Origin of the sequence: Terrimesophilobacter mesophilus, assembly GCF_014200375.1 — a bacterium.
Lineage (GTDB): Bacteria > Actinomycetota > Actinomycetes > Actinomycetales > Microbacteriaceae > Terrimesophilobacter > Terrimesophilobacter mesophilus.
The window spans coordinates 1,359,621-1,385,766 of sequence record NZ_JACHBP010000001.1 but is presented as its reverse complement, the minus strand read 5'-3'; the positions used below and the strand labels follow the sequence as shown (position 1 = coordinate 1,385,766).

The following is a 26,146-nucleotide window of genomic DNA, read 5'->3' as shown; positions in this document are numbered from 1 at the left end:
GTTGTCGATACAGGGCAAATAGTTCGCACCTGCTAGGATTTACCTAATCGGTAATAGCAGCTTAGCATTAATTATCTTTACCTAGGAGGTAAAGGTGCTCCTAGCGTGGCGTTCTGCAGACGTGCATAACCTGTGCGCCGCTGCGGACGGTCTAGAGAGACACTGGCCGCAAAGCGCTGCTGCGGCGAAGGACCTGCTCTTCACCATTGCCGGGGCACCCGACCTGCGCACCTTGCGCCACCTGCGAAGCCTTCGTCTTCGCCCAGTGAAGGAGCGCGGCACCCGCTTCGCTGAACTATCCATTCAACTCGAGGAGGTCGAAATGTCTGCATTAGTGCTTAACGAAAGAGGCGAGCAAGTCAAGCTCGCGTCCCCCGACCAATTCTGGAAGAGTGCTGGCCATCAGCCAGCCCTTCTGGTCGAAAAGCTCGCTGCGCATGGCAAAGAGCTATCGCCCGCGGTGGCCTCGTGACCGGCTCAAGTGGCACAACTGGATACCAGCTGCAAGAGTTCACACCGGACTGGGCCGTATCTCCTGGCCGCCTAATTCAACGAGAATTGGACGCTGGTGGATTCTCGCAAACGGATGTAGCCTCCAGGACCAATCTGAGCACGAAGCACCTCAACCAAGTGCTCAAAGGGCATGTTCCCCTGTCTCCGGAGGTCGGCCTAGCTCTTGAGAGAGTGCTTGGCGTGCCCGCTGAGCTCTGGCTACGAATGGACGTGTCCTGGCAGGCTCACAAGGCGCGGGAGACCGCACAGAAATCCTTTGCCGCCATCGGCAGTTGGGTCCACAAGTTCCCATCAACCGTCCTCCGCTCAAGGGGAATCATCGACTCTTCTACTTCCGCGAGCACTCAGGTCGAGAAGTTGCTGCGCTTCTTCCAAGTTGCCGACACCGAAGCCTTCGATCGCGTATGGCTCGAACCACAAGCTAGCTACAAGCGAAGTCAGAAATTCGAGATTAATCCGTACGCCACCGCGCTCTGGCTTCGCCTTGCCGAGGTGGAGGCGGAACACTCACTTGGAGATACCCCCACCTTCAATGTCGGCAAACTGCGAGACGTAGCGCCGACACTTCCGATGCTCACCCGCGAGTCCTTGAAGAAAGGATTTCGTCACGCACAGAACGAACTGCGGAAAGCTGGGGTCCTGCTCGTTTTCATCCCTGAAGTCGAAGGAACGCGCATATGCGGGGCATCACGGTGGCTGGGAACAGGACATCCGATTATCGCGCTATCGGGGAGACACAAGTTTCACGACATCTTCTGGTTCACCCTTCTCCATGAAACTGGTCATATCCTCCTGCACCCCAAGCGGGCGACTTACATCAACGTCGAGAAGAAACGCGGAGTGCACGATGACGAAGACTCTTTGGAGACCGCCGCTGACCAGTTCGCGGAAAGCCTTCTCCTGACTGAGCGTGATCGCCGCGAACTAGCGGAGATCGACACGGCCGAGGATCTAACTGCGTTCGCTGAACGCGTGGGCCTTGCGACCGGCGTCGTCGCGGGTCAGTATGCGCATCTCACCAATGATTGGAAGAAATTTGGCAAGTTGCGAGTCTCCGGCGAGATCTCGGTCGACCTCGCTGAATGAGGCTGCACTTGGGTCTCAAATCAGCCGGTGAGCGGTCAAGGCGAACGACTACACAGTGGTGAGCGATGCGTCGTCGAAGATGAAGCCACCACCTATCGTGGAACTCTCATGCTGTCTCGACCCACCTGCAAACCGCACGTCGCCGCTCGGGCCTGGACGAGATCGCCTAGCAGCGCAAGGCCACCGTGGAAATGGCCCGGTACCGATACAGCTCAACCGGTGTTGCCAAACAGGTCGCGGCTACACGATGAATACACGCCTCTTGAACACCACTGGATTTAGCACCTTTCCGATTCGATAGCCTCGGCATCATGAACCCGTCTTCTGAATACTGGGCGTCCCTCTCGGCACTGGCCGCGATGTCACCGCCGTCGTTGCCGTGTGGGCCCTGCTTCGCCAGGAGAGCCTCAGCCACAAACAGGCACGCCCAGTCCTGGTCCCCACCGTGGAACTACGCCTCGAGCCGACGAGATTGAACTTCTGCGTCCAGAACTACGGACCAAGCACCGCCTTCGATGTTGAGCTCGTGTTCGATGACGCCGACAAATGGCAGTCACCGGACATGCCGAAATCCCTCCAAGACCTGATCAAAATGTTCCCGAACCCCATCCCCACCTGGGCACCCACCCAGAGAGCGGAAACAATCTACAGCTGGTCCGCCGGAACGCCCCCGGAAGAGGACTTCGATAAGATTCCGATCCGATTCACGGGTCGGATCTCCTACAAGAGTGACCTTCGGCCTTGGTATGGCATCGGGCAGAAGCGGTTTCAAGAGAACTTCACGCTATCAACGGAACTCTGGCATGAAGCGCTGCCAACGCCAGGTTATAGCGACAGCGTGAAAGGCCACCTGAAGAGGATCGCGGACTCCACCGCCGCCATCAAGGACCAGCTCCGACAGAAGAACTAAGACATTGTGATCCGGCTTGTCGGCTCTGCCTGAGCGATCCGCATTGCCTTACCTCCAGCGCTTGGATGCTGGTCAAAGTCAGGAGCGGTCTAACCAGCTATTTACCTACGGTGCGGAATTCAAAAGCGCAGGTGCCCCTCGAGCCCAGACACTGTCCTGCTGCTGGATCTCTTTCGTTGCTCAGCTGATCTCGGTCGGCCTCGTCGCTATTGGTCGTCACTCATTCAAAGTTGCCGCGCATAGAAGGAATGAACGTCTGACTAGCCGTTCTATACAAGACGAATCGGAGAATAGACATGAGTCCAGCCATTGTGAGTGCGGAAGATCGAGAACTCTGTCGCATCAAGTTCGGGAATTACAGTCCGCAGGGTTTGCGCAAGCTGGCTGAGGACATGCCCGATCTATCGCCCCGCCGGCTGAAGTGGCTTGAGCGAGTGGCTGGAGAACTGGACGCACGCGGTATCGAGATGCTCAACGATGCCTCCGACGCCGTCCTCGACGAGATCATGCTTGAGCCCATCTAGCAAGAGGATCTTCACAATTCATTCGCCGAGATAATCTTCACATCATCTACTCGCGCCCATTAGGACACACGAAACCAGGCGATCCTACGCAGTCCCGTCGCCGCGATGCGTGCACTTGCACATCGTCCCGGGCAGATGAGATTCAGGCCAATCAGTGCAGCCGTGTTCGGTATGCATAGACTCGCGGTGGCTGCAAGTGCATGGTGGGTTGGGCGCCAACTCTTCAGTCTCAGACATATCGAAATCATGGCACACGCAGAATGCGGACCGGATCCTGCGCTGCCGCGAGAGCTGCCGGTGGTATTGCGGCGGCGGTGCCGGTTAGCGCGATGAGTAGATCCGCCGCGACAATAAAGCCGATCGGGGGCGCCGTGCCCATCCAGAGCACGACGGCGGTAAGCCCACCGATAGTGCCGACGATCACGCCGATGGCAACCGGGAAAGCCGCTTCCAAAAGTGTGAGAGCGATGAGCGCACTTCGAGATGCGCCGAGGGCTCGACGACGACCGAAGTCCCTACGACGACTGCTGAGTGCAAGGGTCATGGTGAGGGCGACAAGAACGACACCGACCAGAATCGCACCGAGGGCGAGCTGCCGGCTGAGTCCTCCGATCTCACCGGAGAGAACCGCCGCAAGTTCCACAAGTTCTGGTGCCGTACGAACCACGAGGGAGTCGACGGGGCTGACTGCGGCCAGCGCGCGGACTTCGCGGACAATCCCAGCGACATTCTCAGCCTGATCGGCGAGTAAATAGACCAGCGTTGCCTGGCTGGGTGCAGAAGTTGCTCCCGGTTGAATGAGAACCAGCCGATCCAGGTCCGTAATCGCACCGGATGCACTGAACGCTCCGACGACAGCACGCGACGTACCCGAATCCAACAAGGCCCCGGAAGGGTAGATGAGCTGGAGCCGCTGCTGAGTGTCGGCGCCGATGATTGCCTCGCCGGGGCGGGGCGAACGGCCGGGATCGATTGTGACCTCGGGTGGTAGTGGACTGAGGAGATCCCGTGCCGCGACGTTGACGCGGGCACCGGTGACACTTGAGCGTACGTCGCGAGCAGGGCCAAGACCCAGCACCCACTCGACACCGTCGATGTGCTTGAACCGGTCCAGGGTGCTGACATCGACACCTGGAGAGGGCTCGGCGATAGTGACCTCGATGAGGCGTGGCCCGGCATTGTCGACGCTGTGAAGCACTGCCTCCTCGGCTGCGGCTGCGCGTCCAGCCGTAATGAACGTTGCCGTGGTCATGGCCATCGTCACCAGGATGAGCATGATCGTGGTCGCGCGGTGAGCCGTGGCGTTGCGGGCCGCCTCACGTATGGCACGCTCAGGCCGGATCGGCATGGCCCACTTCCACGATGCTTGTGCACAGTGCAGCTCGCTGTCGATCATGGGTGGCAATCACAACGGTCGCACCGGCTGCCGCATAGCCGAGAAGGGCATCCCATACGATGTCGGCGCTCATGTCATCGAGATTGCCCGTCGGCTCATCAGCCAGCACGATTGCCGGCTCGCCAAGTAGTGCCCGGCAGAGGGCTACGCGTTGCGCTTGTCCTCCGGAGAGTTGGCCCGGTCTCCGCTCAGAGTCGACTGTGACGCCGAATCGGGACAGCAATGCCAAGGCCTCTTCGCGGGTGTCTCCGCCTGCGACATCGTTATAGAGGGCGCCCTCAAGGACATTGTCGATGATGCTTCGAGCGGGGTCGAGCAGCGCATCTTGGAATACGAACCCCATGAGTCGCGCCCGCATCTCCGCACGTTGCCAGTCGGCGAGAGCGTCTGCGGCGATGCCGTCGATGGCGATGTTGCCCGAGGTCGGGCTGAGCATGAGTCCGATGAGATAGAGAAGAGTCGACTTACCCGATCCCGACCGACCTACCAAGGCAGTAGAAGTACCCGGCTCAAACCGATGGTCGAGGCCGGCGAAGATAGGGTCCGCCACCGAGTATGCGAAGGTGAGGTCGGTGAGTTCGATCACGACTTGTCGTCCGCGAACAATTCGATGACGGTACCTGCCTCCAGTCCCTCCACTACCGATAGGCCCTGACCACTCGCGACAACCTTCACGGCGATGAGCTTCCCGCCCACCACTCGTACGGACGTAGATGAATCCGGCAATATTGCGATCGCCGAATCAGGTATCACGACTCCGCTCACACGGGGGACGAGATCAACCTCGACTGAGATCTGTCCTCCCGTAACGGGGAAGCCGATGGCGCATTCCGCCGTGCAGACCGACAATCCATCCTCACCCGTGAGGCTGTAGCTGAGAAGCCCGTCCGTTCCGCGCGATGGCCCCGACAGGACGCCCTTGTACTCCACACCGTCGACGGTCATGCTGGCCGCCATCCCGGCCGCCAACTTCGCACCTGTCCCATCCGCGGCAACCGTTACGAGGGGGCGTTCAAGCACAGTCGCCACCGCTGCCTGTCCCGCCATGATGGGCGACCCGACCTCGATTCCCTCCAAAGGGTAGCCACGGGTAGGTAGCGACCTGAGGAAGAGGATGTCGCCGCGATGCACGATGCCATCTGCAGTGACCCCGAGCTTCTTCTGCCACGCTGCCACGGCGCGCCACGTGGCTCCGTCGAAGACATCCGCATCCGTGAGACCGAGAAACTGACGCAGTTGACGTACGTCGGGGCCTCTAACTCCATAGGAGAGGTCTCGGAATGCGGGGGTTGCGCCCTTCGCAACCACTACCGGCCGCAGGTCAATCGTGAAGAGAACATCACCGGCATTGATCGGCTTAGCTGGTTCGATGTTGATCGACGTGATCGTTCCCGACAACCCCGCAGTGCCGGAAGGCCCTGCCTGAAACACAACGTTCGCCTGAACGGAAGTTGTTACTCCGATCTCCCCAACTTCGGCAGTGTACTTGGGAGCTGCCGCCTCTGGCTTGGTCTGGTCTCCACTCGGGTTCACCAGGACTGATGTCGCCCACGACGCCGCTCCAACTGCAAGCAACAGTGCGAGTGCCCATGCCGCGTGCACCCGCCACCGATTGTGGTGCTCGGTGCTCACCATGTGCTGGTGTCTCGGGGGCAAATATCTGTGGGGCCATACAGAATGCCGTCCCGCTCTACGGTCGAAGCATCCTGGTCTGGCGACCACAGTTGCTTCTGGCCGCTGCGGTTGTATTCATCGACAAACTTCTCGAAGCTCATCGGAGAGCCGCTGATCAGATCATTCTTGAGCAGGCACTGGAACTGATCCAACCGGGACTCATACCGTCGATGCAATTCGTCGTCGCTCAAGCCTTCCATTTGGGGCTCACCGATCTCGCTGTGGCACTTGGTTGTCACCTCGGTGCGCCGCTCCTCGGTTACACCATCGTTGGACAGCATGAAGCCGCTTGCATCGCCGTCGGGCAGATCCGCCGTCGTCAGGCCATTGTCTTCAAGACAGGAGCGAAATAGCAGGCTCCATTCCGCCGGGGTGCCGTGAAAGATCTTTGCCCCCTCATTCGTCGGCGAAGGGGCCGGCGCAGTGCTCGTGCAACCTACAAGGGCCATGAGCACTGAAATTACCAGCACGCCGAGACCGACGGAGTAGCCAAGCCTTGTGTTCTTCACCGTGCCTATACTCCTTATTTTGTCCCCGTGTTGACCAGATCCACCACCCTTGGTCGCCCAAAGATCCTTGGCTGTGAGAAACGCTACGCACCAAAGCTATGAGGAAGCCCTGATAATTTCACCCTCATCTGGCGTCATCAAAGATGGCGCATGCATCGGGGGCGGCGGCCTCCGTGGCTGAAGTCACAGCGAAAAACGGCCGCCGTCACCCACTTTGCGATGCGAATCAGCCAAAGGCTGAGCAGTAGGGGCTACCGCTGGCGTTGATTGATGCGTAGACCTGCCAGTAGCCGCCACCGGTCTTCGGCATTTGATTCGCGGTCATGGCGACCTCCGACCGCGTGCCTCCGGTCGAATAGATATACGTCCAGCTGCTTCCTGGGGGCGTTATCTGCGTGGAACCGGTGGTAGTCGCCGTAACCCAGCCGAACTTTGCTCCACAACCCAAAGTGCCGGTGTGGACTGCAGCCGAGGCTGCAGTTGGTATTGCCAGTGCGAGCGCGAGTGCCCCTATTGCACCTGCGGTCGCCATTAATCCGTGTCGAACCTTTCTAGCCATTTCCCCCTCCAATTAAACATCAATTCAAGGACTCCACGATTGTGACGATAGCTTGACGCTAACTCGCAAAACGTGAAACTACAACACTTTGTTTCTTGTGAGGTTTTGGCAGTGGTCAAAGTTTGGGACCAATATCGGTCGCAAAAGGAAATGGTTGTTCTACCCCCATAGTGGTGGTAACGTTCGCGCCATGTAAGCCGATACTTCATCAAAGGGATTCAGACATGAGAAATAGAAGCAACTCAAAGCACTCGGGAATGAGGAGTGCGGCCGCGGCCGCGGCCGGTGTCGGTGCGCTGGTGCTTGCACTAGCACTTCCAATATCTGCCTCGGCTCTGGTAACCAACTCGGGGGTCCGTGGCTGCGGTGAGCTCTTCGGATGGCTCACTGCCACAACTGGGGGCCAGACTGTGATTTCTCCGCCAGGAACGTACTACAACTATGTGTATGCCTCGGGTGGGACCCGATCTCGCGTAGCAATGAACACTACTGGGGGACCCCAAATTGGTGGCGGCAATTGGTGGACCAGCGGGGCGACTAGCGCACATGGGGTGCCATCCTGCCTGACCCACGGATGAGACGCCGGTATCTCGGCGGGGTCGCGCTTGCAGTTGAACTGGTTCTTTTAGCTGGATGCGCGACCCTGCCACCGGTCGAGTCGATAGAGCCCTCACCTTCGGGCACCCGCGTTTTCGAAGGTACTCCAGAGGAATACATGGTTCTGAAGCGCGCTTGCCTTGAGGACGAAGGGATCAAAACGGCGGATCTTCCTCCCGGTGATCCCGAGGCAGGATTTCTCGTCGACAATCGTGAAACCACGAGGGAGGAACTGGAGGCAGCCACCGATAAATGCACCAAACAGATCGGGGAGCCGAAAATCTCTGACCTATCGGAGTCTGAACTCCGAAAGCGCTACGACGCGAGGATCTCGCAGTATGACTGTCTTACGGAGAACGGCTTAGTCAGCGGCTACCCCCCGTCCTTCGACGTCTTCGTTTCCGACTATAAGCGGAGCGGAGAAAGGATCCTATGGGAGCCGACCGAGGGGGCCGCGACGACAGAGCGCGACGGGAAGCTCATGGGTCCGACAGATGTCTGCCCCCCTTCGACAAAGACCTGGTGAGCCCAGCAGCGTCACAAACCACCAGGACAATGCACCTCCCGAGTCGCGTGAACCGGCGAAGTCAGCTGTTCTCGTCGGATAGCCGTTCGATACTCCGTATTTCGGTGGAGAACTGCCAGAAGTACTCAACCATGTCGGAGTCCGCACCAGCGCGCATAGTCCAGTACCCGGTTGCTCCGACCCTGTACTTTTCCAGACTGCCGAGTGGCCTTTCGCAGTCGTTGATCGAGGACGACGAATTCGGCCCCGGAATCCTCGTGATCGTCATGGCATCGAGATCCACCAGTTACGAGCTGCGCTGGGTCCGGATTCGCCAACGCCCGCCTTCGTCACCTTTGAGTCCCGCGACCTGGTTCATGAGTCCCTTTCGACGCGCTCAATGTGGCTGATCGTGGAGCTTGTGTGCGCGAGATAGCTGAATCTGGGATCATCGGACTCGATTGCCCAGTAGCCACCGGCCCCAACGGTGCAGTGGATGATTTCGAGAAGCGGATGTGATCCCGGAAAGTCGATGACCGCTGCGCCAGCGCCAGGCAGGCGCTCCACTGTTCCCGCATCAAGGTCGAAGCTATGAAGACTTCCGATGGTGTGGACACGCCACAGTCCGCCCTCCTCGCCCGTCAGGGGTGTGGCGGTCGTAGGAGCTTGGTCGGGGCTGGATGCTTCCGGCTCAGTCATCGTCGCCCGCCTTCGTCTGGCCTGCATTCGTTGGAGTGGTCCGTTCTTCGGGCTGGAGTCGTTCGACGCGTTCGACGACAGAGCTGTTGGTCCAGAGGTAATCGACCGACACGTCATCCGGGGGGAAAGTCCAAAACCCCCGCTCACCTACCTCGCAGACGCTGATGGAGCGTAGCCGGCGCACGTCTTGAATGTTGGGGTGTAGCGCGTTGGGGCCGGGTCGGCGCTCGACAGTCCGAGCATCAAGGTCGAACCGATGGGTACTATCGCGCGTGCGCACCTGCCAGAGGCCCGATTCGGCGCCGGTGAGTCGGGTCACGGTCGTGTCGTTGCGGGCAAAGGCTTCGACCTCCAGGTTCTGGAGGTGGAGCACGGCCTGGCTCAGGGTGTTCGAGCTGTTCATTCCCAGCAGGATCACCCGGGTCTCGAAGGCAGCTTCGGCTTCTCCGTAGGTGACGTTCTCGTCAATGTATTGGTGGTAGTGGCCACCGAAGTAAAGGCTCGGGCGGACCTGCAGGAAGCCATCCGTGAACTTCTGGCGTCCGGCAGCCGCGTAGGCGAGCATCTCCGCCGGCCAGTAATGGTCGGCCTTCGCTAGCGAGGCGTCCAGGCCCGGCAGGGGTATGGGGGCGTCATGGCCGAGCATCACATCGGCGTGTTCGTGGCCGAGTTTCTCGAGATCGTCATCGGAGATTTGTTCCTCGAGCCACCATGTGCTGTCGAGCTCTCGATGGTGGGCGTCGATCGAGTTCGCGCCACCCAAGACGGCCAGAGTCCGGCCGAACGTCAGTGGAGTGCGGTACCCGCGGGGCAGGTGGATGATGTTTGGCCGCAGCCGACGTAGGCCATCGTCGGATACCGGGAACTTGCGGAAAAGAGTAGCGAAGTCTTCGTGGTTTCCGTCGAGCCAGTAGAGCATCTGCCCACGCTGTGTGAGCCTCTTGCTGAGCTTGTCGAGATCGTTGTCCCAGTTGTGGCGTGGCCAGATGAATCCGAAATCGCCGAGCACCAGCAGCACTGAAACTCCGCGCTTCCACATCGTCTCCGAGACGATCAACATGTGCTCCATGTCACCGTGGGTGTCACCGACGAGGCCGATCAGGCGCGCCGTTGACAAGGTCGGAAGTGTGATGGGGGGCGTCATTGTGCGGCCTCCACTCCGGGTGAGGCAACCGGATCAATAGAGAGCACCTGGGTGGCAAATCGTGCCGTGAAAGGGACTCCGAACACGTGCAGATCGAGCAACAGGATCATGCGGCGACCGACGGAACACTCAATGACCTCGAGCAGAGTGATCAGTTCGTCGTCGCGACGCAGCAACGAACCTTCCGGGCTACCAGTACGAGGCAAACGCCTGATGACCTGTCGATCCAGGTCGATCAAATAGCTGGACGACGCAGTCGTGACCTCGTACCTCCCGCCAATACTGTCCATTAGTGTCTCCACGTTCTTCCTCTCGTTCGAACCAACGGTGGTTGCCGATCTCATTGTGGTGATTATAATAACCACGGAGGACATTGTGGCCGTAAATCTTGAACCGCCAAAAGTGGCGGCGCCCTATTGGAACGAGATCGGCGACTTCATTTCGACTGCTGTCGAGGAGGCCGGACCCGCCATTCCGTACCGGCAGGGAGAACTCTTGCGTGCCGCGACCGGGCTTACCCTCTGGGCGTGGCAGACGGCAGGTTTGCCGTTGGAGCGAGATGTCATCTTCCGTCGTCACACGATCGAGCGGTTTGTCGCCGAGGGTCTCGCCCATTACACAAACTCCGGGCGAACCACCAGACGATCTCAGTTGCTGAGGATGGCCGAATTCCTGCTCGGCCCGAAGGTCATGCCTCCTCGGATGAGACCGATTGGCCTACCCGAAGCACTCGCCCCTTACACGCATGAACAGCTGGCCTCGTTCAAGAGTTGGGCGGCCACCCAGTCGCCACACGATCGCCGGGTCAATGCCGAAGTGTTGCTGTCCCTTGGCTTCGGCGCCGGCCTGGCCGCGCGGGAGATCACGAATCTGCGGGTTGGCGACATCCGCCTCGACGATCGCGGGGTTTTGGTGGAGATCAGGGGCGACCGGCCGAGGGCAGTCCCCCTGTTGCATGAATGGGAGCCCGCTCTGATCACCTTTGTGAAAGAGCATCGCAGCACCGACTGGGCGTTTCTGCCGGGGCGAACCAAGGTCTACAAGAATGTGATCACCAACTTCATTTACTGGTCGGGTACCACTGAGGAGACGCCACAAACGCCTAGGATGCGTTCGACCTGGATTGTGCATCACCTCACCAGCGGGGTACACGTCGTGCCCCTGCTGCGCGCGGCCGGGGTGCAGTCGCTGGAGGCGCTCGCCCGTTACGTCAAGTACGTGCCCGAAGTCGATCCCGACAACGCCCGGGCAGCGCTTCGTGGCTGTGGCCTTTAGTCCTCTCGGCTGCCATATCGGTGCTCCGAGACCAGCCGCAGCTCCAGGGAACGCTCCACCCGGGTGACGTCCTCCAGTCGCATGATGATCTCGCCGCGAAGCAGGCGGCGCCAGCGAAAGTAGTCCTGTCCCTCCATCTCTGCGAAATCTTTCACGGTGAGGTCGCGGGCGGCGAGAGCATCCCGGATCCGGTAGGCGAACTCGTGCTGGAGCTTCGCTGTGCCGATCTGATCGAGACGGTCGTCGCTGGCACCTGACTCGTCTGCCCACCTGATCTCCCTCGAGTATCCGAAGGCGGCCGGGGTCCTGGCACAATCGCGAGGGCGAAAGCGGGCAGTAGTCACAACAGCACCCTAGCCGAAGAGTTGATCTAAAGGGTCAACTGATCTTGAAGATCCGTTCTTTTGCGCATGTCTCTCTGGCATGAAGCAAATAAGTAGATTAGTGACTGGTTCGCCCAGGCCACAGGTCGGCGGTCAGTCCCCGTTCCAGCTTGGCAATGGTCTCCAGGTCCGGCCAGGTGCGGCCTTCCAGGATTCCGAGCAGGGTCGCGTGATGCAGGCCGCACTCCTCGGCGGCTGCCCGGATGCTGCGGTCGCCAATCGCCCGACGCAGATTGACGACGAACAGCCTCGCTACCTCACCGATAGGACTCGGAGATGGGGTGCCGGGCCAGGCATCGCTGAGCGCCGCGGGTCGTGCACGCTCCGAACGGGCCATGAGCCAAGCGTAGACGAGCGCACTGGGGCTCAGGCATGAGCCGCCTCGAGCCCAATGTCAGTGGTGAGCTTGACACTGGTTATTCTAATAACCACCATGGTCTCGTGGCCCGTGCGATTGAGAGGTACACGCCCGTCATGTCGTCGGACCATTGGGCTGCTATCGGCGGTTTCGTGAAGGAGGCAGTGCGCTCCTTCAACCCGAAGACCGTGAGTGTCGCCCGAGCATACCTGGCAGCGGCATCGACGTTCGTGCACTGGACCTGGCAGACGGCAGGCCTCGACATCGACGCCGGCGTCTTCACCCACCACAACGTCGCCCGGTTCGTGAATCAGGTCATGAGCTCGAAAAGTGACTGGTACCAGTACCACACCGCACAACGACTGAATCGACTTGTCACCCACCTGACTGGAAGGAAGACATCGCAACTGGATGGACCCGACTCTCGTGCCGCACACCCGTACTCGCAGGAGGAGCTCCTCGAGTTTCGCAGCTCAGCTGTGCGCCGCAGCAACGCCGCCCGCCGAGGGAACGCACGCGTGTTGCTGGGCCTTGGCGCCGGTGCTGGCTTGAGCGCGGCGGAAATCGCGCTCGCCAAGGTTGGCGACGTGCGCGCTGAAGCGCGCGACCTCCAGGTGAACGTCCGCGGCAGGCATCCTCGACTGGTTCCCGTCAGACTCGAGTGGCAGGAGACTCTGCGTCTCGGGCTCAACGACCGCACCGAGGACGATTGGGCCTTCGCCGGGTACCGGATTCCCCAATACCCGGCACGAGTCATCCACCAGTTCCACCTTGACGACCGCACCGAATCGACCCCACAACCCACGAGGCTGCGGGCGACCTGGCTTGTGCAGCTGCTCCAGACGGGCGCGCCAATCAATGTCGTATTGAATCTGGCTGGCCTCGCGGAGGCGGTTTCGCTCAGCCCCTACATCAAGGCCCTCCCCCCGACATCGCCCGGCGACTACCGAGACACCATTACCGGTCGGGTGGTGCGTCCATGACCAACGACCTGCAGGGCATCGAGCTCACCGACGATGAAACCCGCGGCGCCGGAGCCCGCTCCACCTCCATCGGGCTTCACGCCGTGAAACTGGCCGATGCGCGCGTTACTGCGACGGGCCTTCTTGACAAGCTCGCCGAGTGGCGCGCGGCAGACCGCGACCCACGAGCAGCCGGTGGTCACACCGTCGCCATCAACGACCGCCACGTTCTGGTCGCGCTCTACCTGCTCGCCACAGAGCATTCGCCAGTCTGGATTACGAGCATGCGGGACATTCTTTGGCGGCGGCTCACCGATGACGCCCGCCAGTATCTCGACCTGCCAGATGCCTCACGTGCCTTCGGCGAAGACCACGCAGTGCAAGCGAAGCGGTGGCTCAACAACACCTGGACGGCCTTTCACCGCATGGTCGACCTCATGGACCCGTATCCGGTACCGAACAGGCGACGCCTGATGGGCCGCGACGAGCGCGAGGCAATCGTCGCCTCACGGGACCCGGAACGTCAGCGAGAGATGCGCGAGCGACTCGACCAGTACACGAGCATGTGGCTTGAGATGACCTTCCAGATGCAGCCCCAACACATTCGGGACCGGCAGAAGGTCATCGACGTCGGCGCTGACCAGACTCCGCTACCCGCCCCGAGCCGCCGGGGCCGCTCGGCGCGCGACAAGCACACGCATCGGGAGTTGGAAGACAAGGAAACCCTTGAACCGGACGCCGACTGGTACCCGACGAAGTCGATGACCCACTTCGACAACACGGGGAAGCCACAGATGGACTGGGTATGGGGGTGGGCAGCCAACACTTCCGTCCGCGTAGTGCATGACGCCAGCGGGCCGGCCGACGTTCCCCTCATCGCCATGGGCTTCTCCCTTAGCCAGCCTGGTGCCAAGCACTTGGGTGTGGATACCGTGCGAATCCACCGACTCATCAGGGACCGCGGGCACCAGCCTGGCCGCTGCACGACCGACATGGGCTACTTCGCCCTCCTGAAGGTCAAGTCACTGGGCCTCCCCATGAAGCGGCTCGGCTTCATGCCACTGACCACCTATAGGGAACCGGACATTGGCACGAAAGGCGGGAAGAAGGGCGCGCTGTACAACGAAGGGCTCTTCCTCTGCCCCGGCGTCCCGAAGAGCCTTGCCGATGCGACCATCGACGCGAAAGCTCATCGCATCGACGAAGCCACCTACATCAAGCGCATCGATGAAAGGCTGCACTTCCAGCTCCGCGACAAGGAACGCCCCGACGCGAACGGGAGTATCCCCAAGATGTGTCCCGCACTTGGTCCCAGCGCTACCGTCGAATGCGAACTGCGTGAGCTCCACTCGCGAGCACCCAAAGGCAAAGACCGCCCTCACACGGTGCTTCCCGGGGACTTCGTCCCCGACAAGATTTGCACCCAGACCTCGGTGACGTTCACGGAAACCGACAATGCCGCGATGACTCAAGACCTCCCCTACGGCACAGAAATTCACACGATGACCTATCGACGCGACCGGAACACCACGGAGGCGTTCAACGCGTTTCTCAAGGAACCCGGTTACGAAGCCATCAACGACGCCTCCCGCCGTCGGGTTCACGGGCTCACCGCCCAGCAGGTTGTCACGACGGTGCTCGTCGTCTCGGCGAACATCCGGAAGATTGCCGCCTTCCTCCACGAGGAGAAAGTTCGCAATGCCTCCACAACGCCCCGGCGGAAGCCCGCGCCCCGACAGGCACCCGTTCGCCGCCGCGACCGCGACGGCAAGAACCCCTACCGTGCGAAGTGGCCACTGAAGGAACTGCCAGCCGCTGCACCCGGAGTCGACCCGCCGCCCCAAACATAACCAGGCACTCCAACACCCGAACCACCTCAGCACGTCCAAGACGGTTTGTCGTTCCCGAAAACGGAACGATCACCGCCTAGGGCGTGCTTTTTGCATTTCAGCAAGGAGATCCGGCCTCGCCGATCACTTCCGGACCGACAAAACCGGCCGAAATCCCGCCGGCAGTCGCTTGCTGATTTCAAGTTAGAACAAAATCGGGTTCGAGTGAGAACAACCCGTGAAGTGGAGCCTAGGAGAATCGAACTCCTGACCTCCTGCTTGCAAAGCAGGCGCTCTACCAATTGAGCTAAGGCCCCGTAGTAAGGGGTGGGGATACCAGGACTTGAACCTGGGACCTCTTCGTTATCAGCGAAGCGCTCTAACCGCCTGAGCTATATCCCCGAGTGAGGCAGATACGAGAGTATCGCACCGGCCCTGCGATCACGTAATCAGCTAGTTGTTCGTGAATCCGACCAGCAGCCCACCGGTCAGACGAACGCTCATGTTGTAGATCACCGCTGCGATCGCGCCCAGTGCCGTTCCCACCACGACGCTCAGGAGAGCGACGACAGCGGTGAACAACATGACCTTCACGAGCGAGAAGCTGTCGAGAACGCTGAAGCTCGGGTCCCCCAGGATATCGACGAGCACGCTCGTCAACTGGTTGAAGATTCCCGTCGAGTTCAACACGATCCACAGGAGGAACGTCGCGACGATCTGCACGATTCCCACGCAGAGCGAAATGAGGAAGGACAGCTTGACCGCGGACCAGAAGTCCACGTACACGAGCTTGAGCCTGACCTGCTTGGTTGCCGTCGCCCGCTGCGACTTGCGCTGGAGCTTCTCCGCTACGCTACTCATCTACTGCCTGGTCCTTCCCGCTCTGGTCGGCATCCGCCCCCGGCTCGACGGGCAGCGACTCTGCGCTGTCATCGTCCTCGAGCTGGCCGGCCAGATTACGTTCACTGTTCTTCGCGATAGCGATAATCTTGTCGTCGTCCGCGAACCTGGCGAACACGACACCCATGGTGTCACGACCCTTGGCCGGTACTTCGGCCACGGCAGAGCGTACCACCTTGCCGCTGGCAAGAACCACAAGGACCTCGTCGTCCTCCTCGACGATGAGCGCCCCCGCGAGGTCACCCCTCGCCTCCTGGAGTTTCGCCACCTTGATACCGAGTCCACCGCGGTTCTGGATGCGGTACTGCTCGACATCCGTGCGCTTGGCGAACCCGCCCTCCGTCACCACGAAGACGTATCCGGTCTCCGCCGCGACGGATGCCGACAGCAACTGATCGCCCTCGCGGAAGTGCATACCGATGACACCGCTCGTGGCCCGTCCCATGGGACGCAGCGCGGCGTCATCCGCACGGAAGCGGATCGACATGCCCTTGCGCGAGACGAGGAGGAGATCGGATGTCTCCTCCACGAGCATCGCCGACACCACTTCATCGTCGTCGCGCAGGTTGATCGCGATGATGCCACCGGAGCGGTTCGTGTCGTACTCGGTGAGCAGGGTCTTCTTGATGAGCCCGCCGCGGGTCGCGAGCACGAGGTAGGTCGCTGCGGCGTAGTCGGTGATGTCGAGGATCTGCGCGATCTCCTCGTCCGGCTGGAGCGCGAGCAGGTTCGCGACGTGCTGGCCCTTCGCATCGCGCCCGGCCTCCTGCAGTTCATACGTCTTCGCCCGGTAGACGCGTCCCTTGTTCGTGAAGAACAGCAGCCAGTGATGGGTCGTCGTGACGAAGAAGTGCTCGACGACATCGTCCGCGCGCAGCTGGGCGCCCTTGACGCCCTTGCCTCCCCGGTGCTGGCTGCGGTAGTGGTCGCTGCGCGTGCGCTTGACGTAACCGTCTCGCGTCACTGTGACGACCATCTCCTCCTCGGGGATGAGATCCTCGACGTTCATGTCGCCGTCGAAGCCGAACATGATCTCCGTCCGGCGGTCGTCCCCGAACCGGTCGATGATCTCGGTGAGCTCGTCGCTCACGATCTGCCGCTGGCGTTCCGGTTTCTTCAGGATGTCCTGGTACTCGGCGATGAGTCGCTCGAGCTCGGCGGCCTGGTCCTGGATCTTCTGCCGCTCGAGCGCTGCAAGCCTGCGCAACTGCAGGTTGAGGATCGCGCTGGCCTGCAGCTCGTCCACCGTGAGCAGCTTCACGAGGCCGTCGCGCGCCTCCTCCACCGTGGGCGAACGACGGATGAGCGCGATGACCTCGTCCAACGCATCGAGCGCCTTGAGGTACCCGCGCAGGATGTGGGCATCCGCTTCGGCCTTCGCGAGCCTGAATGTCGTGCGCCGGACGATGACGTCGATCTGATGCTCGACCCAGAGGGTGATGAAACTGTCGAGCGGGAGCGTGCGCGGGATGCCGTCGACGATCGCGAGCATGTTCGCGCCGAAGTTCTCCTGCAGCTGGGTGTGCTTGTACAAGTTGTTGAGTACGACCTTCGCGACCGCGTCGCGCTTCAGCACGATCACGAGCCGCTGGCCGGTGCGCCCCGAGGTCTCATCCCGGATGTCGGCGATCCCCGAGATCCTGCCCTCCTTGACGAGCTCGGCGATCTTGAGAGCGAGATTGTCGGGGTTGACCTGGTACGGAAGCTCCGTCACGACGAGGCACTGCCGGCCCTGGAGCTCCTCGACGCTGATGACCGCGCGCATCGTGATCGACCCGCGCCCGGTGCGATAGGCATCCTGGATGCCCTTCATGCCGAGGATCTGCGCACCGGTCGGGAAATCGGGTCCCTTGATGCGCTCGAGGAGTGCCGCGACGAGCTCCTCCTGGCCGGCATCCGGGTTCGCGAGGTGCCAGAGCGCCGCGGCGCCCACCTCGCGCAGGTTGTGCGGCGGGATGTTGGTGGCCATGCCGACGGCGATTCCGACCGAACCGTTGACGAGCAGGTTCGGGAATCGCGACGGGAGCACGAACGGCTCCTGCGTGCGGCCGTCGTAGTTCGGCTGGAAGTCGACGGTCTCTTCCTCGATGTCCCGCACCATCTCCAGCGCGAGCGGAGCCATCTTGGTCTCGGTGTACCGGGGGGCGGCGGCGCCGTCGTTCCCGGGGGAGCCGAAGTTGCCCTGCCCGAGCGCGAGCGGGTAGCGGAGACTCCACGGCTGCACGAGGCGGACAAGGGTGTCGTAGATCGAGGCGTCGCCGTGCGGATGGAACTGCCCCATGACCTCGCCCACGACACGCGTGCTCTTCGAGAACGCCTTGTCCGGCCGGTATCCGCCGTCGTACATCGCGTAGATGACCCGGCGGTGGACGGGCTTCAGGCCATCACGCACCTCGGGCAGTGCGCGCCCGACGATGACGCTCATCGCGTAGTCGAGATAGCTGCGCTGCATCTCGATCTGCAGGTCGACCTGGTCGATCTTGTCGTGGGTCAGGTCGACCTCGCGGCCGGGGATCTGGTCCTCGATCGGCTCGGTGGTGTCTGGTTCGTCTGCCATGTGTCCCTAGTCCCGTGGTGTGCCGGTCTCGATGCGCGTGTCTCGCGCTACTCGACCGGCGGAGTCATCAAATGTCGAGGAAGCGAACGTCCTTGGCGTTCTTCTGAATGAAGCTGCGTCGCGATTCGACGTCGTCTCCCATGAGCGTCGAAAAGATCTCGTCCGCGGCGAGGGCATCGTCGAGGGTCACCTGCATGAGCGTCCTGGTCTCCGGGTTCATCGTGGTCTCCCACAGCTCCTGGTAGTCCATCTCGCCGAGGCCCTTGTAGCGCTGGATGCCGTTGTCCTTCGGGATGCGCTTCCCCGCAGCGAGGCCGTCCTCCAGCAGCGCGTCGCGCTCGCGGTCGCTGTACACGTATTCGTGCGGCGAGTTCGTCCACTTGAGGCGATACAGCGGCGGCTGCGCGAGGTACACGTAGCCGAGATCGATGAGCGGGCGCATGTACCGGAACAGCAGCGTCAACAGGAGCGTCGTGATGTGCTGGCCGTCGACATCCGCATCCGCCATGAGCACGATCTTGTGGTACCTGGCCTTCTCGGGGGCGAAGTCCTCTCCGATCCCCGCGCCAAACGCGGTGATCATCGCCTGCACCTCGTTGTTCGCGAGCGCGCGGTCGAGCCGAGCCTTCTCCACATTGAGGATCTTGCCCCGCAGCGGCAGGATCGCCTGGGTCTCCGGATTCCGGCCCTGGACGGCCGAGCCGCCGGCCGAGTCCCCCTCGACGATGAAGATCTCCGACAGGCTCGGGTCCTTGCTCGAGCAGTCGCGCAGCTTGCCCGGCATCCCGCCGGACTCGAGGAGCCCCTTTCGCCTCGTCTGCTCGCGCGCCTTGCGGGCCGCCATCCGCGCCGCCGCCGCCTGGATCGACTTGCGGATGATGTCGCGCGCCTGGGCCGGATTGCGGTCGAACCAGTCGTTCAACTGGTCGCCGGTGATGCGCTGGACGAAGCTCTTCGCCTCGGTGTTGCCCAGCTTGGTCTTCGTCTGGCCCTCGAACTGCGGCTCGGCGAGCTTGACGGAGATGACAGCCGTGAGCCCCTCACGGATGTCGTCGCCGGTGAGGTTCTCGTCCTTCTCCTTGAGGATGGCCTTGTCGCGCGCGTACTTGTTGACGAGTGTCGTGAGTGCTGCACGGAAGCCCTCTTCGTGCGTCCCGCCCTCGTGCGTGTTGATCGTGTTCGCGTAGGTGTGCACGCTCTCCTGGTAGGCGTTCGTCCACTGCATCGCGATCTCGACCGAGATCTTGCGCTCGGTGTCCTCCGACTCGAAGGAGATGATCTCCTCGTGGATGGGCTCCACCTTCTTCGCCGAGTTCAGGTACTCCACATAGTCGACGAGGCCCTTCTCGTACAGGTAGGTGACCTCGACCACCTCGCCATCGCCCTCGAGGTCCCGCTCGTCGCGCAGCGCGATCGACAGGCCCTTGTTCAGGAACGCGACCTGCTGGAACCGCGCCCGCAGCGTCTCGAAGTCGAACTCGATCGTCTCGAAGGTGTCCTGGCTCGGCCAGAACGTGATGATCGTGCCGGTGCCCTCGACCGCTTCCTCCTGCGCGAGAGGAGCCTGCGGCACGCCGTGCCGGTACTCCTGGCGCCAGGCGTGCCCCATGCGGTGGACCTCGACATCCAGCCGGCTCGACAGCGCGTTGACGACCGAGACGCCGACGCCGTGAAGACCGCCGGAGACCGAGTATCCGCCGCCGCCGAACTTGCCGCCCGCGTGGAGGATCGTCATGACGACCTCGACGCTGGACTTCTTCTCCTGCTTGTTCATCGCCACCGGGATGCCGCGGCCGTTGTCGGTCACCCGGATGCCGCCATCCTTCCGCATGATGACGTCGATCTGGTCGCAGTGCCCGGCGAGCGCCTCGTCGACCGAGTTGTCGACGACTTCGTAGACGAGGTGGTGGAGCCCGCGGGGTCCGGTGGAGCCGATGTACATGCCAGGGCGTTTGCGCACCGCCTCGAGACCCTCGAGAACCTGGATCTGGTCTGCGCCGTATGTGTCATCAGGCTCGGAGGTCTTCGGCTTTTGCGACATGTATGGATCGAGCTCCTGCCTGGTGGTTTCTTCGGGCTCCGCTCCTGTGCCAGTAGCTGCCTCGACGACACTTCGATTCTATCAAAGGACGCCGCCCGAAAACCCGGATTCGGCCTTCTGGGGACTTTATTTCGTTCCGGGCACCTCTTTTGCCTATTCAGCCGTAAGTATCGCGCGGACCACGCCCTGGAACTGATCTGGGGCCCTTTTTCCACGAGGGAACACCTGGCCCGTCGAAGCGGAGTGTCTCGATGCCGGCATCCGGGTACCGCTGGGCGATCCTGGTCAGGATCTGCGACCGCATCAGCCGCAGCTGGGTGGCCCACGCCGTCGAGTCGCACGACACCGTCAGGAGGCCTCCTTCGATGCCGACCGGCGTCGAGTGCCCTGCCGTCTCCTCTCCCACGAGTTCGGCCCAGGAGTCGATGAGCTCCGACCTGGCGAGCGAGGAGTTCCAGCCCAGCCTGGCAGTCAGCGCGTCGACGACATCGCCGAGACCGTGAGGTTCCCTGCCGGCACCGAACGGCGTTGTCGCTCCCGGTTCCCGCTTCGCGCGTTTGCGAGCGTCGGATGACGTCGCGGCCCGGTTGCCGAAGATCTCGCGGAACCTCTGGAACACCGCGATGTGTTCGGAGGAACCCGGGTCAGTCGGCGACATCCGACATCCTCTCCTCCACAGGCGTGGGTTCGGTGTCGCCGGTCGGATTTCTCGCGTCGACGATCGTGCCGCGCTCGATCTGCACCGTATTCCTCGCCAGCGCAGGGGGAACATCCCCGAAGACCGCGGCCGTGATGAGGACCTGCTCGAAGTCGTCGACCGCTGCTCCCAGTCGCCCCCGCCGCGACTCGTCGAGTTCCGCGAACACGTCGTCGAGAACGAGCACGGGATCTCCCACCCTGGACTCTGCCCGCAGCACCCCGGCGGATGCGAGTTTGAGCGCTAAGGCGAACGACCATGACTCTCCGTGACTCGCGTAGCCCCTGGCCGGCATGCCATTGAGTTCGAGCACGAGATCATCCCGGTGCGGTCCGACGAGCGTCATGCCGCGGTCCAGTTCGCTCCGGCGAAGCCGGTCGAGAGACTCGCGAAATCGCGCCATGACCTCCTCCGCCGCCATGACCGTACGGATGTCCTGCTCATCTGATTCGGCATCCGGGTCGCCGGCGAGCACGCTCAGCCGGCTCGCGAGCATCGCATGGTGGTCGTCGCCCGCGACCGAGACGTATGCCTCGGCCACGCGCGGTTGCAGCTCGGCGACGAGTCGTCCCCGTGCCTCGATGAGTTCTGAGCCGAGCGTGATCAACCGTTCGTCCCATACGTCGAGGGTCGAGAGGTCGTTTCCGCGCACCCCCGCCGCCCGAGCCGATTTGAGGAGCGTGTTCCGCTGCCGCAGGACCCGGTCGTAGTCAGAGAGCACTGCGGAGAGACGTGGATTGCGCAGGACGAGCAACTCGTCGAGGAACCGACGACGAAGAGAAGGCTCTCCGCGGACGAGTGCGAGATCCTCCGGGGCGAAGAGCACGGTGGAGAAGTAGCCAGGCAGTTCCCGTACCTTGACCTGGTGTCTGTTCACCTGCGCTCGGTTCGCGCCGGTTCGGTTCAACTGGACCTCGAGGAGCAGCTCCTTGTCCTCGTGCGACACCCGCGCACGAATGATGGCCGCGTCGGCGCCCTGTCGGATCATTGCCTGCTCGCTCGACACGCGGTGACTACCCAGGGTTCCCAGATATCCGAGCGATTCGACGAGATTGGTCTTGCCCTGCCCATTCCTGCCGACGAAGAGATTGGGTCCCGGTGCCAAGTCGAGGTCGACGGATCGGTAGTTCCGAAAGTCTGTGAGGCTCAGGCGGGTGACGATCACGGCCGCAGGGGAGGTCTGGCGCTCATCCGATCAATCCGACTTCTTGACGGCGTGCCCGCCGAACTGGTGCCGAAGTGCGGCAACCGCCTTCATGGCCGGTGACTCATCGCCCTGGCGCGACACGAAGCGCGCGAAGATGGAGGCCGAGATCACCGGCATCGGTACGGCGTGGTCGATGGCCTCTTCAAGAGTCCACCGGCCCTCTCCCGAATCGTCGACGTATCCTTCGATCTCCTCGAATTCCGGATCCTGCTCGAGGGCGCGAACGAGCAGTTCGAGGAGCCAGGACCGCACGACGGTGCCCCGCTGCCACGCTTTGAAGGTTCCCGTCACATCTTTGATGAGATCTTCTCGCGTGTCGAGGAGTTCGTAGCCCTCGGCGAACGACTGCATGATGCCGTATTCGATCCCGTTGTGCACCATCTTGGCGTAGTGGCCGGCGCCCACGGGTCCGACGTGGACGAAACCCTCCTCGCGCGGGCCCTCCGGACGCAGCGCATCGAAGATCGGCATGGCCCGCTCCACGTGCTCGTCCGATCCTCCGACCATGAGGCCGTAACCGTTGGCGAGGCCCCACACTCCTCCGGAGACCCCGGCATCCATGAAGCCGACTCCGTGCTTGTCGGCGAGAACGCCGTGCCGCGCATCCTCCGTGAATCGTGAGTTCCCACCGTCGATGATGAGATCCCCCTTGTCGAGCAGACCAGCCAGTTCCGTGACCACCGAGTGCGTGATGTCGCCGGCTGGGACCATGACCCACACGATGCGGGGCGCGGGAATCGCCTTCACGAGATCCTTGAGGGTAGCCACGTCGGTGACATCCGGATTCTTGTCGAAGCCGGTCACGGTGATGTGATGATCCCTCAGCCTGGTCCGCATGTTGCTGCCCATCCTGCCGAGACCGACCAACCCGATGTGCATCGAAATCCTTCTTCCTACTCCCTGCAGTGCGTCAAGGCATCAACGCAACAGAAGATTCGGCTGCAGCAAGTACTTGTAGTTGTCTGCGCCGGGCTGATCCTTCGATGACTGGCTCGTGATGAGAACCGGGCCGGGCTTGTTCGGATTGTCCGTCTTCGTGAAGGATATCCGCACAAACTCGGAGTGGACTGCGCCGAGTCCATCGAGCAGGAACTGCGGTTTGAGGGACACGATGGTGTCGTCGCCGTTGAGGTGTCCATCGATGGTTTCGGATGCCTGGGCCTGCTCGGATCCGATCGCTTCGAGGGTGACGCCGTCGATCGTGAAGGTGAAGCGCAGGGCGGCCTCTCGCTCCAGGACGAGTGAGACGCGACGGACGGCCTCCATGAGATCTGCGGTGTTCACGACCGCGTAGTTCTCCGCAACATCCGGGAAGAGGCGACGCACGGGAGGGAAATTCCCCTTGATGAGCAGCGACGTCACGGTCTTCTTGTCCGCGCTGAAGGCGATGAGCTCGCGCTCGTCACTGTTCGTGATCGACACGGAGATCGTTCCGCTGTGGCCGAACGTCTTCCCGATCTCCATGAGCGTGCGCGCCGGGACCAGGGCGGTGACCGCGTCGGCGGACGCCTTGCCGGAAGACTCCCAGTCCACTTCGCGAATGGCCACCCGGTAGCGGTCGGTCGCCACGAGGCTCAGGCTGTTCTCACTCACTTCGAGCTGGACGCCGGTGATGACCGGGGTGACATCGTCGCGGCTCGCGGCCACGGCCACCTGGGATACCGCCGTGGAGAACGCCTCGGCCGGAAGCAGTCCGGACTGTTCCGCGATGACGGGGAGCGTCGGGTATTCCTCCACCGGCATGCTGAGGAGTGTGAAGTTCGCCGTACCGCACTTCACGATGATCTTCGATCCCTCCGTGGAGACATGGACCGGAGCAGCAGGAAGCCTGCTGGCGATATCGGCGAGCAGTCGGCCGGAGACCAGGACACGGCCGGTCTCCTCGATGTCGGCCGTGATCGTGGTCTGCGTCGACACCTCGTAGTCGAAGGACGACAGGGTCAGGCCGTCAGCGGTGGCGTCCACGAGAACTCCGCTCAGGATCGGGAGTGTCGTGCGTTGAGGCAGGAGCTTCACCGCGAAGGACACGGCCTCGCTGAAGACGTCACGATTGACTTGGAACTTCATGGTCACCTCTGTCGATCCGAGTGCGGTCCGGGTCTTAATACTGGCACACGGCGCAAGAGCCGGCCTCTAGGGTTATCCTCCCCCATCATGATTCTTTAAAGAACTAATGACATTAACCGCTGTGTGAACTGTGGACAGGTCATCGAATCCTCGACATCGTGGGGAAACTACACCGGTGTGAGATGTGCAGATGATGTGGGTGGGATGGCGTGGAGGAGCTGGGGTCGTGCTCTCCGAGGGAAGTGAACTCACAAGGCTCCCGTACTTGCCCACAAGGATCGGGGCGATTATCCACAAGTTATCCACATGTGGGTAGTTGGCCTGTCAGTTCTTGTTGTAGCGATGGTTCTGTTTGATCCGGCTCGTGAGTTCTGTCACCTGGTTGTAGATCGAGCGACGCTCCTTCATGAGTTCGCTGATCTTCTTGTTCGCGTACATGACTGTCGTGTGATCCCGATTGCCGAAGAGCTGACCGATCTTCGGCAGCGAGAGGTTCGTGAGTTCCCGGCACAGGTACATGGCGATCTGGCGGGCGGTCGCAACAGCCTGGGATCGCGATGAACCATACAGGTCGTCGATCGTGAGCTTGAAGTAGTCGGCCGTGTGATTGATGATGTCGACCGGAGCGATCACATTGTCCTCGTCGAGCGTGATGAGGTCTTTCAGAACCGTCTGCACGAGTGAAAGGTCGACCGGCGTTTTGTTGAGGCTGGAGAAGGCGGTGACGCGGATGAGCGTCCCCTCGAGTTCACGGATGTTCGAGGACACCTTCGAGGCCATGTATTCGAGGATGTCGTCGGGGACCTGGAGACGCTCGCTCTGCGCCTTCTTGCGCAGGATGGCGATGCGGGTCTCCAGGTCAGGGGCCTGGACATCCGTGATGAGGCCCCACTCGAAGCGCGACCGCATCCGGTCTTCGAACCCGGTGAGGTGTTTCGGCGGCAGGTCGCTCGTGATGACGACCTGCTTGTTGTGGTCGTGAAGGGTGTTGAAGGTGTGGAAGAAGGCCTCCTGCGTCGAATCCTTGCCCTGGAGGAACTGGATGTCGTCGATGAGCAGGATGTCGATCTCGCGATAGCGGGACTGGAACACCGAGGCGCGGTTGTTGGCGATCGAGTTGATGAAGTCGTTGGTGAACTCCTCGGAGCTCACATACCGGATGCGGATGCCGGGGTAGAGACTCTCCGCGTAGTGGCCGATCGCGTGGAGCAGGTGGGTCTTGCCGAGCCCGGACTCCCCGTAGATGAAGAGCGGGTTGTAGGCCTTGGCCGGGGCTTCCGCGACGGCGACGGCCGCGGCGTGCGCGAAACGATTCGAGCCGCCGATGACGAAGTTGTCGAAGCTGTACTTCGGGTTCAGGCGGGAGTCCGATCGCTTGCCGGAGTCCACCGGGGTGGGGTTCAGCTGCTGCTCGATGTACGGCTGGTCGGTCTGCTCCGGCGGTTCCAGGTAGTCGTGGACGATGTCGGGATTGACGACGATCGCGAAGGTGGAGACCGACTGGTCTTCGCTCAGGGCGGCGATCGCGTTCAGAAGCGGGAGGCGGATGCGTTGCTCGAGCATGCCGCGGGTCAGGTCGTTCGGAACCTCGAGGTAGAGGGTTCCCGCCATGACACCCTTGGGTTCGACGAGAGAGAGGAATCCCTCGAGCTGTGGCGTGATGCGATCGTCCGAACGGAGGGCTTCGAGCACCGAATGCCAGAGTTCCCGAGTGGGATCAACGCTCTCGTCCATGGTTCCCTTTGATTCGGCCA

At 61.9% G+C, this 26,146-nt stretch carries 25 protein-coding genes and 2 tRNA genes; 8 read left to right on the top strand and 19 right to left on the bottom strand.

The genetic code is table 11. The features are described from left to right. Positions 1-94 precede the first annotated feature (94 nt). From BKA04_RS06925 to BKA04_RS06910, 4 genes are all read left to right on the top strand, one after another. Entirely contained in the window at positions 95-472 is a 378-nt protein-coding gene (locus BKA04_RS06925; RefSeq protein WP_104095759.1) for a hypothetical protein, read from the top strand. Then, positions 469-1,599 (top strand): ImmA/IrrE family metallo-endopeptidase, encoded by a 1,131-nt coding sequence (locus tag BKA04_RS12255; protein ID WP_104095758.1) that lies wholly within the window; start codon positions 469-471, stop codon positions 1,597-1,599. The genes BKA04_RS06925 and BKA04_RS12255 overlap by 4 nt, the downstream gene beginning before the upstream one ends. Before the next feature lie 445 nt (positions 1,600-2,044). Continuing rightward, complete coding sequence (locus BKA04_RS06915) at positions 2,045-2,509, top strand: hypothetical protein (RefSeq protein WP_134542254.1); 465 nt, start codon at positions 2,045-2,047, stop codon at positions 2,507-2,509. 296 nt (positions 2,510-2,805) lie between these two features. After that, positions 2,806-3,033 carry a hypothetical protein gene (locus BKA04_RS06910; RefSeq protein WP_104095756.1) on the top strand — a complete coding sequence of 76 codons (228 nt, stop codon included), beginning with the start codon at positions 2,806-2,808 and terminating at the stop codon, positions 3,031-3,033. 244 nt (positions 3,034-3,277) lie between these two features. On the opposite strand, the gene BKA04_RS06905 is transcribed toward BKA04_RS06910, so the two are convergent. Genes BKA04_RS06905 through BKA04_RS06890 form a run of 4 tightly spaced genes read right to left on the bottom strand, consistent with a single transcriptional unit; the run spans position 3,278 to position 6,612 of the window. Further along, a complete protein-coding gene (locus tag BKA04_RS06905; protein ID WP_104095755.1) occupies positions 3,278-4,429 on the bottom strand; it encodes an FtsX-like permease family protein in 1,152 nt (383 codons plus the stop codon). After that, on the bottom strand, positions 4,365-5,015 hold the full coding sequence (locus tag BKA04_RS06900; RefSeq protein ID WP_232841989.1) for an ABC transporter ATP-binding protein: 651 nt from the start codon (positions 5,013-5,015) through the stop codon (positions 4,365-4,367). Before BKA04_RS06900 ends, BKA04_RS06905 begins: the two co-directional genes overlap by 65 nt. Continuing rightward, on the bottom strand, positions 5,012-6,031 hold the full coding sequence (locus BKA04_RS06895; protein ID WP_134542253.1) for a peptidoglycan-binding domain-containing protein: 1,020 nt from the start codon (positions 6,029-6,031) through the stop codon (positions 5,012-5,014). Before BKA04_RS06895 ends, BKA04_RS06900 begins: the two co-directional genes overlap by 4 nt. 26 nt (positions 6,032-6,057) lie before the next feature. Next, on the bottom strand, positions 6,058-6,612 hold the full coding sequence (locus BKA04_RS06890) for a hypothetical protein (protein ID WP_104095752.1): 555 nt from the start codon (positions 6,610-6,612) through the stop codon (positions 6,058-6,060). A 1,133-nt stretch (positions 6,613-7,745) separates the two neighbouring features. Here BKA04_RS06890 and BKA04_RS06885 point away from each other — a divergent pair. Next, the gene (locus tag BKA04_RS06885; RefSeq protein ID WP_134542252.1) at positions 7,746-8,294 is read left to right on the top strand and encodes a hypothetical protein; all 549 of its coding nucleotides are present in this window, start codon (positions 7,746-7,748) and stop codon (positions 8,292-8,294) included. 354 nt (positions 8,295-8,648) lie between these two features. On the opposite strand, the gene BKA04_RS06880 is transcribed toward BKA04_RS06885, so the two are convergent. From BKA04_RS06880 to BKA04_RS06870, 3 genes are read right to left on the bottom strand one after another with little or no spacing between them, the layout of a single operon-like run. Next, entirely contained in the window at positions 8,649-8,972 is a 324-nt protein-coding gene (locus BKA04_RS06880; RefSeq protein ID WP_134542251.1) for a hypothetical protein, read from the bottom strand. After that, positions 8,965-10,116 (bottom strand): metallophosphoesterase, encoded by a 1,152-nt coding sequence (locus BKA04_RS06875; RefSeq protein ID WP_104095749.1) that lies wholly within the window; start codon positions 10,114-10,116, stop codon positions 8,965-8,967. Before BKA04_RS06875 ends, BKA04_RS06880 begins: the two co-directional genes overlap by 8 nt. Then, positions 10,113-10,460 (bottom strand): hypothetical protein, encoded by a 348-nt coding sequence (locus BKA04_RS06870; RefSeq protein WP_167309690.1) that lies wholly within the window; start codon positions 10,458-10,460, stop codon positions 10,113-10,115. The genes BKA04_RS06875 and BKA04_RS06870 overlap by 4 nt, the downstream gene beginning before the upstream one ends. Between BKA04_RS06870 and BKA04_RS06865 the strand changes: the two genes are divergently transcribed. Then, entirely contained in the window at positions 10,444-11,391 is a 948-nt protein-coding gene (locus tag BKA04_RS06865) for a site-specific integrase (protein WP_134542249.1), read from the top strand. The genes BKA04_RS06870 and BKA04_RS06865 overlap by 17 nt on opposite strands. Here the strand turns inward: BKA04_RS06865 and BKA04_RS06860 are convergent. Both BKA04_RS06860 and BKA04_RS06855 read right to left on the bottom strand, forming a co-directional pair. After that, positions 11,388-11,735: a hypothetical protein gene (locus tag BKA04_RS06860; RefSeq protein WP_104095746.1), complete on the bottom strand. Its 348-nt coding sequence runs from the start codon at positions 11,733-11,735 to the stop codon at positions 11,388-11,390. The genes BKA04_RS06865 and BKA04_RS06860 overlap by 4 nt on opposite strands. Positions 11,736-11,832: 97 nt before the next feature. Continuing rightward, entirely contained in the window at positions 11,833-12,111 is a 279-nt protein-coding gene (locus BKA04_RS06855) for a helix-turn-helix domain-containing protein (RefSeq protein WP_104095745.1), read from the bottom strand. A 137-nt stretch (positions 12,112-12,248) separates the two neighbouring features. Here BKA04_RS06855 and BKA04_RS06850 point away from each other — a divergent pair, with 137 nt between their 5' ends. Together BKA04_RS06850 and BKA04_RS06845 are read left to right on the top strand one after the other, a co-directional pair. Beyond that, positions 12,249-13,115 carry a tyrosine-type recombinase/integrase gene (locus BKA04_RS06850; protein WP_167309689.1) on the top strand — a complete coding sequence of 289 codons (867 nt, stop codon included), beginning with the start codon at positions 12,249-12,251 and terminating at the stop codon, positions 13,113-13,115. Further along, positions 13,112-14,944: a hypothetical protein gene (locus BKA04_RS06845; RefSeq protein ID WP_104095743.1), complete on the top strand. Its 1,833-nt coding sequence runs from the start codon at positions 13,112-13,114 to the stop codon at positions 14,942-14,944. Before BKA04_RS06850 ends, BKA04_RS06845 begins: the two co-directional genes overlap by 4 nt. A gap of 223 nt (positions 14,945-15,167) precedes the next feature. Here the strand turns inward: BKA04_RS06845 and BKA04_RS06840 are convergent. The 10 genes from BKA04_RS06840 to dnaA all read right to left on the bottom strand — a co-directional run bounded on the left by BKA04_RS06840 (position 15,168) and on the right by dnaA (position 26,126). Then, a tRNA-Ala gene (locus BKA04_RS06840) sits at positions 15,168-15,240 on the bottom strand. A gap of 11 nt (positions 15,241-15,251) precedes the next feature. Further along, positions 15,252-15,325: transfer RNA gene (locus BKA04_RS06835), tRNA-Ile, on the bottom strand. 51 nt (positions 15,326-15,376) lie between these two features. After that, positions 15,377-15,784 carry a DUF3566 domain-containing protein gene (locus tag BKA04_RS06830; RefSeq protein WP_104095742.1) on the bottom strand — a complete coding sequence of 136 codons (408 nt, stop codon included), beginning with the start codon at positions 15,782-15,784 and terminating at the stop codon, positions 15,377-15,379. Further along, positions 15,777-18,380 carry a DNA gyrase subunit A gene (gene gyrA / locus BKA04_RS06825; RefSeq protein ID WP_104095741.1) on the bottom strand — a complete coding sequence of 868 codons (2,604 nt, stop codon included), beginning with the start codon at positions 18,378-18,380 and terminating at the stop codon, positions 15,777-15,779. The genes BKA04_RS06830 and gyrA overlap by 8 nt, the downstream gene beginning before the upstream one ends. Before the next feature lie 67 nt (positions 18,381-18,447). Then, the gene (gene gyrB, locus BKA04_RS06820; RefSeq protein WP_104095740.1) at positions 18,448-20,421 is read right to left on the bottom strand and encodes a DNA topoisomerase (ATP-hydrolyzing) subunit B; all 1,974 of its coding nucleotides are present in this window, start codon (positions 20,419-20,421) and stop codon (positions 18,448-18,450) included. A 157-nt stretch (positions 20,422-20,578) separates the two neighbouring features. Beyond that, positions 20,579-21,079 carry a DciA family protein gene (locus BKA04_RS06815; RefSeq protein ID WP_104095739.1) on the bottom strand — a complete coding sequence of 167 codons (501 nt, stop codon included), beginning with the start codon at positions 21,077-21,079 and terminating at the stop codon, positions 20,579-20,581. Next, the gene (gene recF, locus BKA04_RS06810) at positions 21,066-22,283 is read right to left on the bottom strand and encodes a DNA replication/repair protein RecF (protein WP_104095738.1); all 1,218 of its coding nucleotides are present in this window, start codon (positions 22,281-22,283) and stop codon (positions 21,066-21,068) included. The genes BKA04_RS06815 and recF overlap by 14 nt, the downstream gene beginning before the upstream one ends. 30 nt (positions 22,284-22,313) lie before the next feature. Further along, positions 22,314-23,204, bottom strand: coding sequence for a phosphogluconate dehydrogenase (NAD(+)-dependent, decarboxylating) (gnd, locus tag BKA04_RS06805; protein WP_104095737.1), 891 nt, complete (start codon positions 23,202-23,204; stop codon positions 22,314-22,316). A 39-nt stretch (positions 23,205-23,243) separates the two neighbouring features. Beyond that, on the bottom strand, positions 23,244-24,392 hold the full coding sequence (gene dnaN, locus BKA04_RS06800; protein WP_104096676.1) for a DNA polymerase III subunit beta: 1,149 nt from the start codon (positions 24,390-24,392) through the stop codon (positions 23,244-23,246). A 324-nt stretch (positions 24,393-24,716) separates the two neighbouring features. Next, a complete protein-coding gene (gene dnaA, locus BKA04_RS06795) occupies positions 24,717-26,126 on the bottom strand; it encodes a chromosomal replication initiator protein DnaA (RefSeq protein ID WP_104095736.1) in 1,410 nt (469 codons plus the stop codon). Positions 26,127-26,146: the final 20 nt, after the last annotated feature.

Excerpts from the sequence above, each read along its gene's own strand:
- BKA04_RS06905 (WP_104095755.1), bottom strand. The coding sequence starts at position 4,429 with ATGATCGACAGCGAGCTGCACTGTGCACAAGCATCGTGGAAGTGGGCC.
- BKA04_RS06845 (WP_104095743.1), top strand. The coding sequence starts at position 13,112 with ATGACCAACGACCTGCAGGGCATCGAGCTCACCGACGATGAAACCCGC.
- BKA04_RS06815 (WP_104095739.1), bottom strand. The coding sequence starts at position 21,079 with ATGTCGCCGACTGACCCGGGTTCCTCCGAACACATCGCGGTGTTCCAG.
- gyrB (WP_104095740.1), bottom strand. The coding sequence starts at position 20,421 with ATGTCGCAAAAGCCGAAGACCTCCGAGCCTGATGACACATACGGCGCA.
- dnaA (WP_104095736.1), bottom strand. The coding sequence starts at position 26,126 with ATGGACGAGAGCGTTGATCCCACTCGGGAACTCTGGCATTCGGTGCTC.
- BKA04_RS06875 (WP_104095749.1), bottom strand. The coding sequence starts at position 10,116 with ATGACGCCCCCCATCACACTTCCGACCTTGTCAACGGCGCGCCTGATC.
- BKA04_RS06870 (WP_167309690.1), bottom strand. The coding sequence starts at position 10,460 with ATGAGATCGGCAACCACCGTTGGTTCGAACGAGAGGAAGAACGTGGAG.
- BKA04_RS06910 (WP_104095756.1), top strand. The coding sequence starts at position 2,806 with ATGAGTCCAGCCATTGTGAGTGCGGAAGATCGAGAACTCTGTCGCATC.
- gnd (WP_104095737.1), bottom strand. The coding sequence starts at position 23,204 with ATGCACATCGGGTTGGTCGGTCTCGGCAGGATGGGCAGCAACATGCGG.
- BKA04_RS06880 (WP_134542251.1), bottom strand. The coding sequence starts at position 8,972 with ATGACTGAGCCGGAAGCATCCAGCCCCGACCAAGCTCCTACGACCGCC.
- BKA04_RS06855 (WP_104095745.1), bottom strand. The coding sequence starts at position 12,111 with ATGGCCCGTTCGGAGCGTGCACGACCCGCGGCGCTCAGCGATGCCTGG.
- BKA04_RS06830 (WP_104095742.1), bottom strand. The coding sequence starts at position 15,784 with ATGAGTAGCGTAGCGGAGAAGCTCCAGCGCAAGTCGCAGCGGGCGACG.
- dnaN (WP_104096676.1), bottom strand. The coding sequence starts at position 24,392 with ATGAAGTTCCAAGTCAATCGTGACGTCTTCAGCGAGGCCGTGTCCTTC.
- BKA04_RS06850 (WP_167309689.1), top strand. The coding sequence starts at position 12,249 with ATGTCGTCGGACCATTGGGCTGCTATCGGCGGTTTCGTGAAGGAGGCA.
- BKA04_RS06885 (WP_134542252.1), top strand. The coding sequence starts at position 7,746 with ATGAGACGCCGGTATCTCGGCGGGGTCGCGCTTGCAGTTGAACTGGTT.
- gyrA (WP_104095741.1), bottom strand. The coding sequence starts at position 18,380 with ATGGCAGACGAACCAGACACCACCGAGCCGATCGAGGACCAGATCCCC.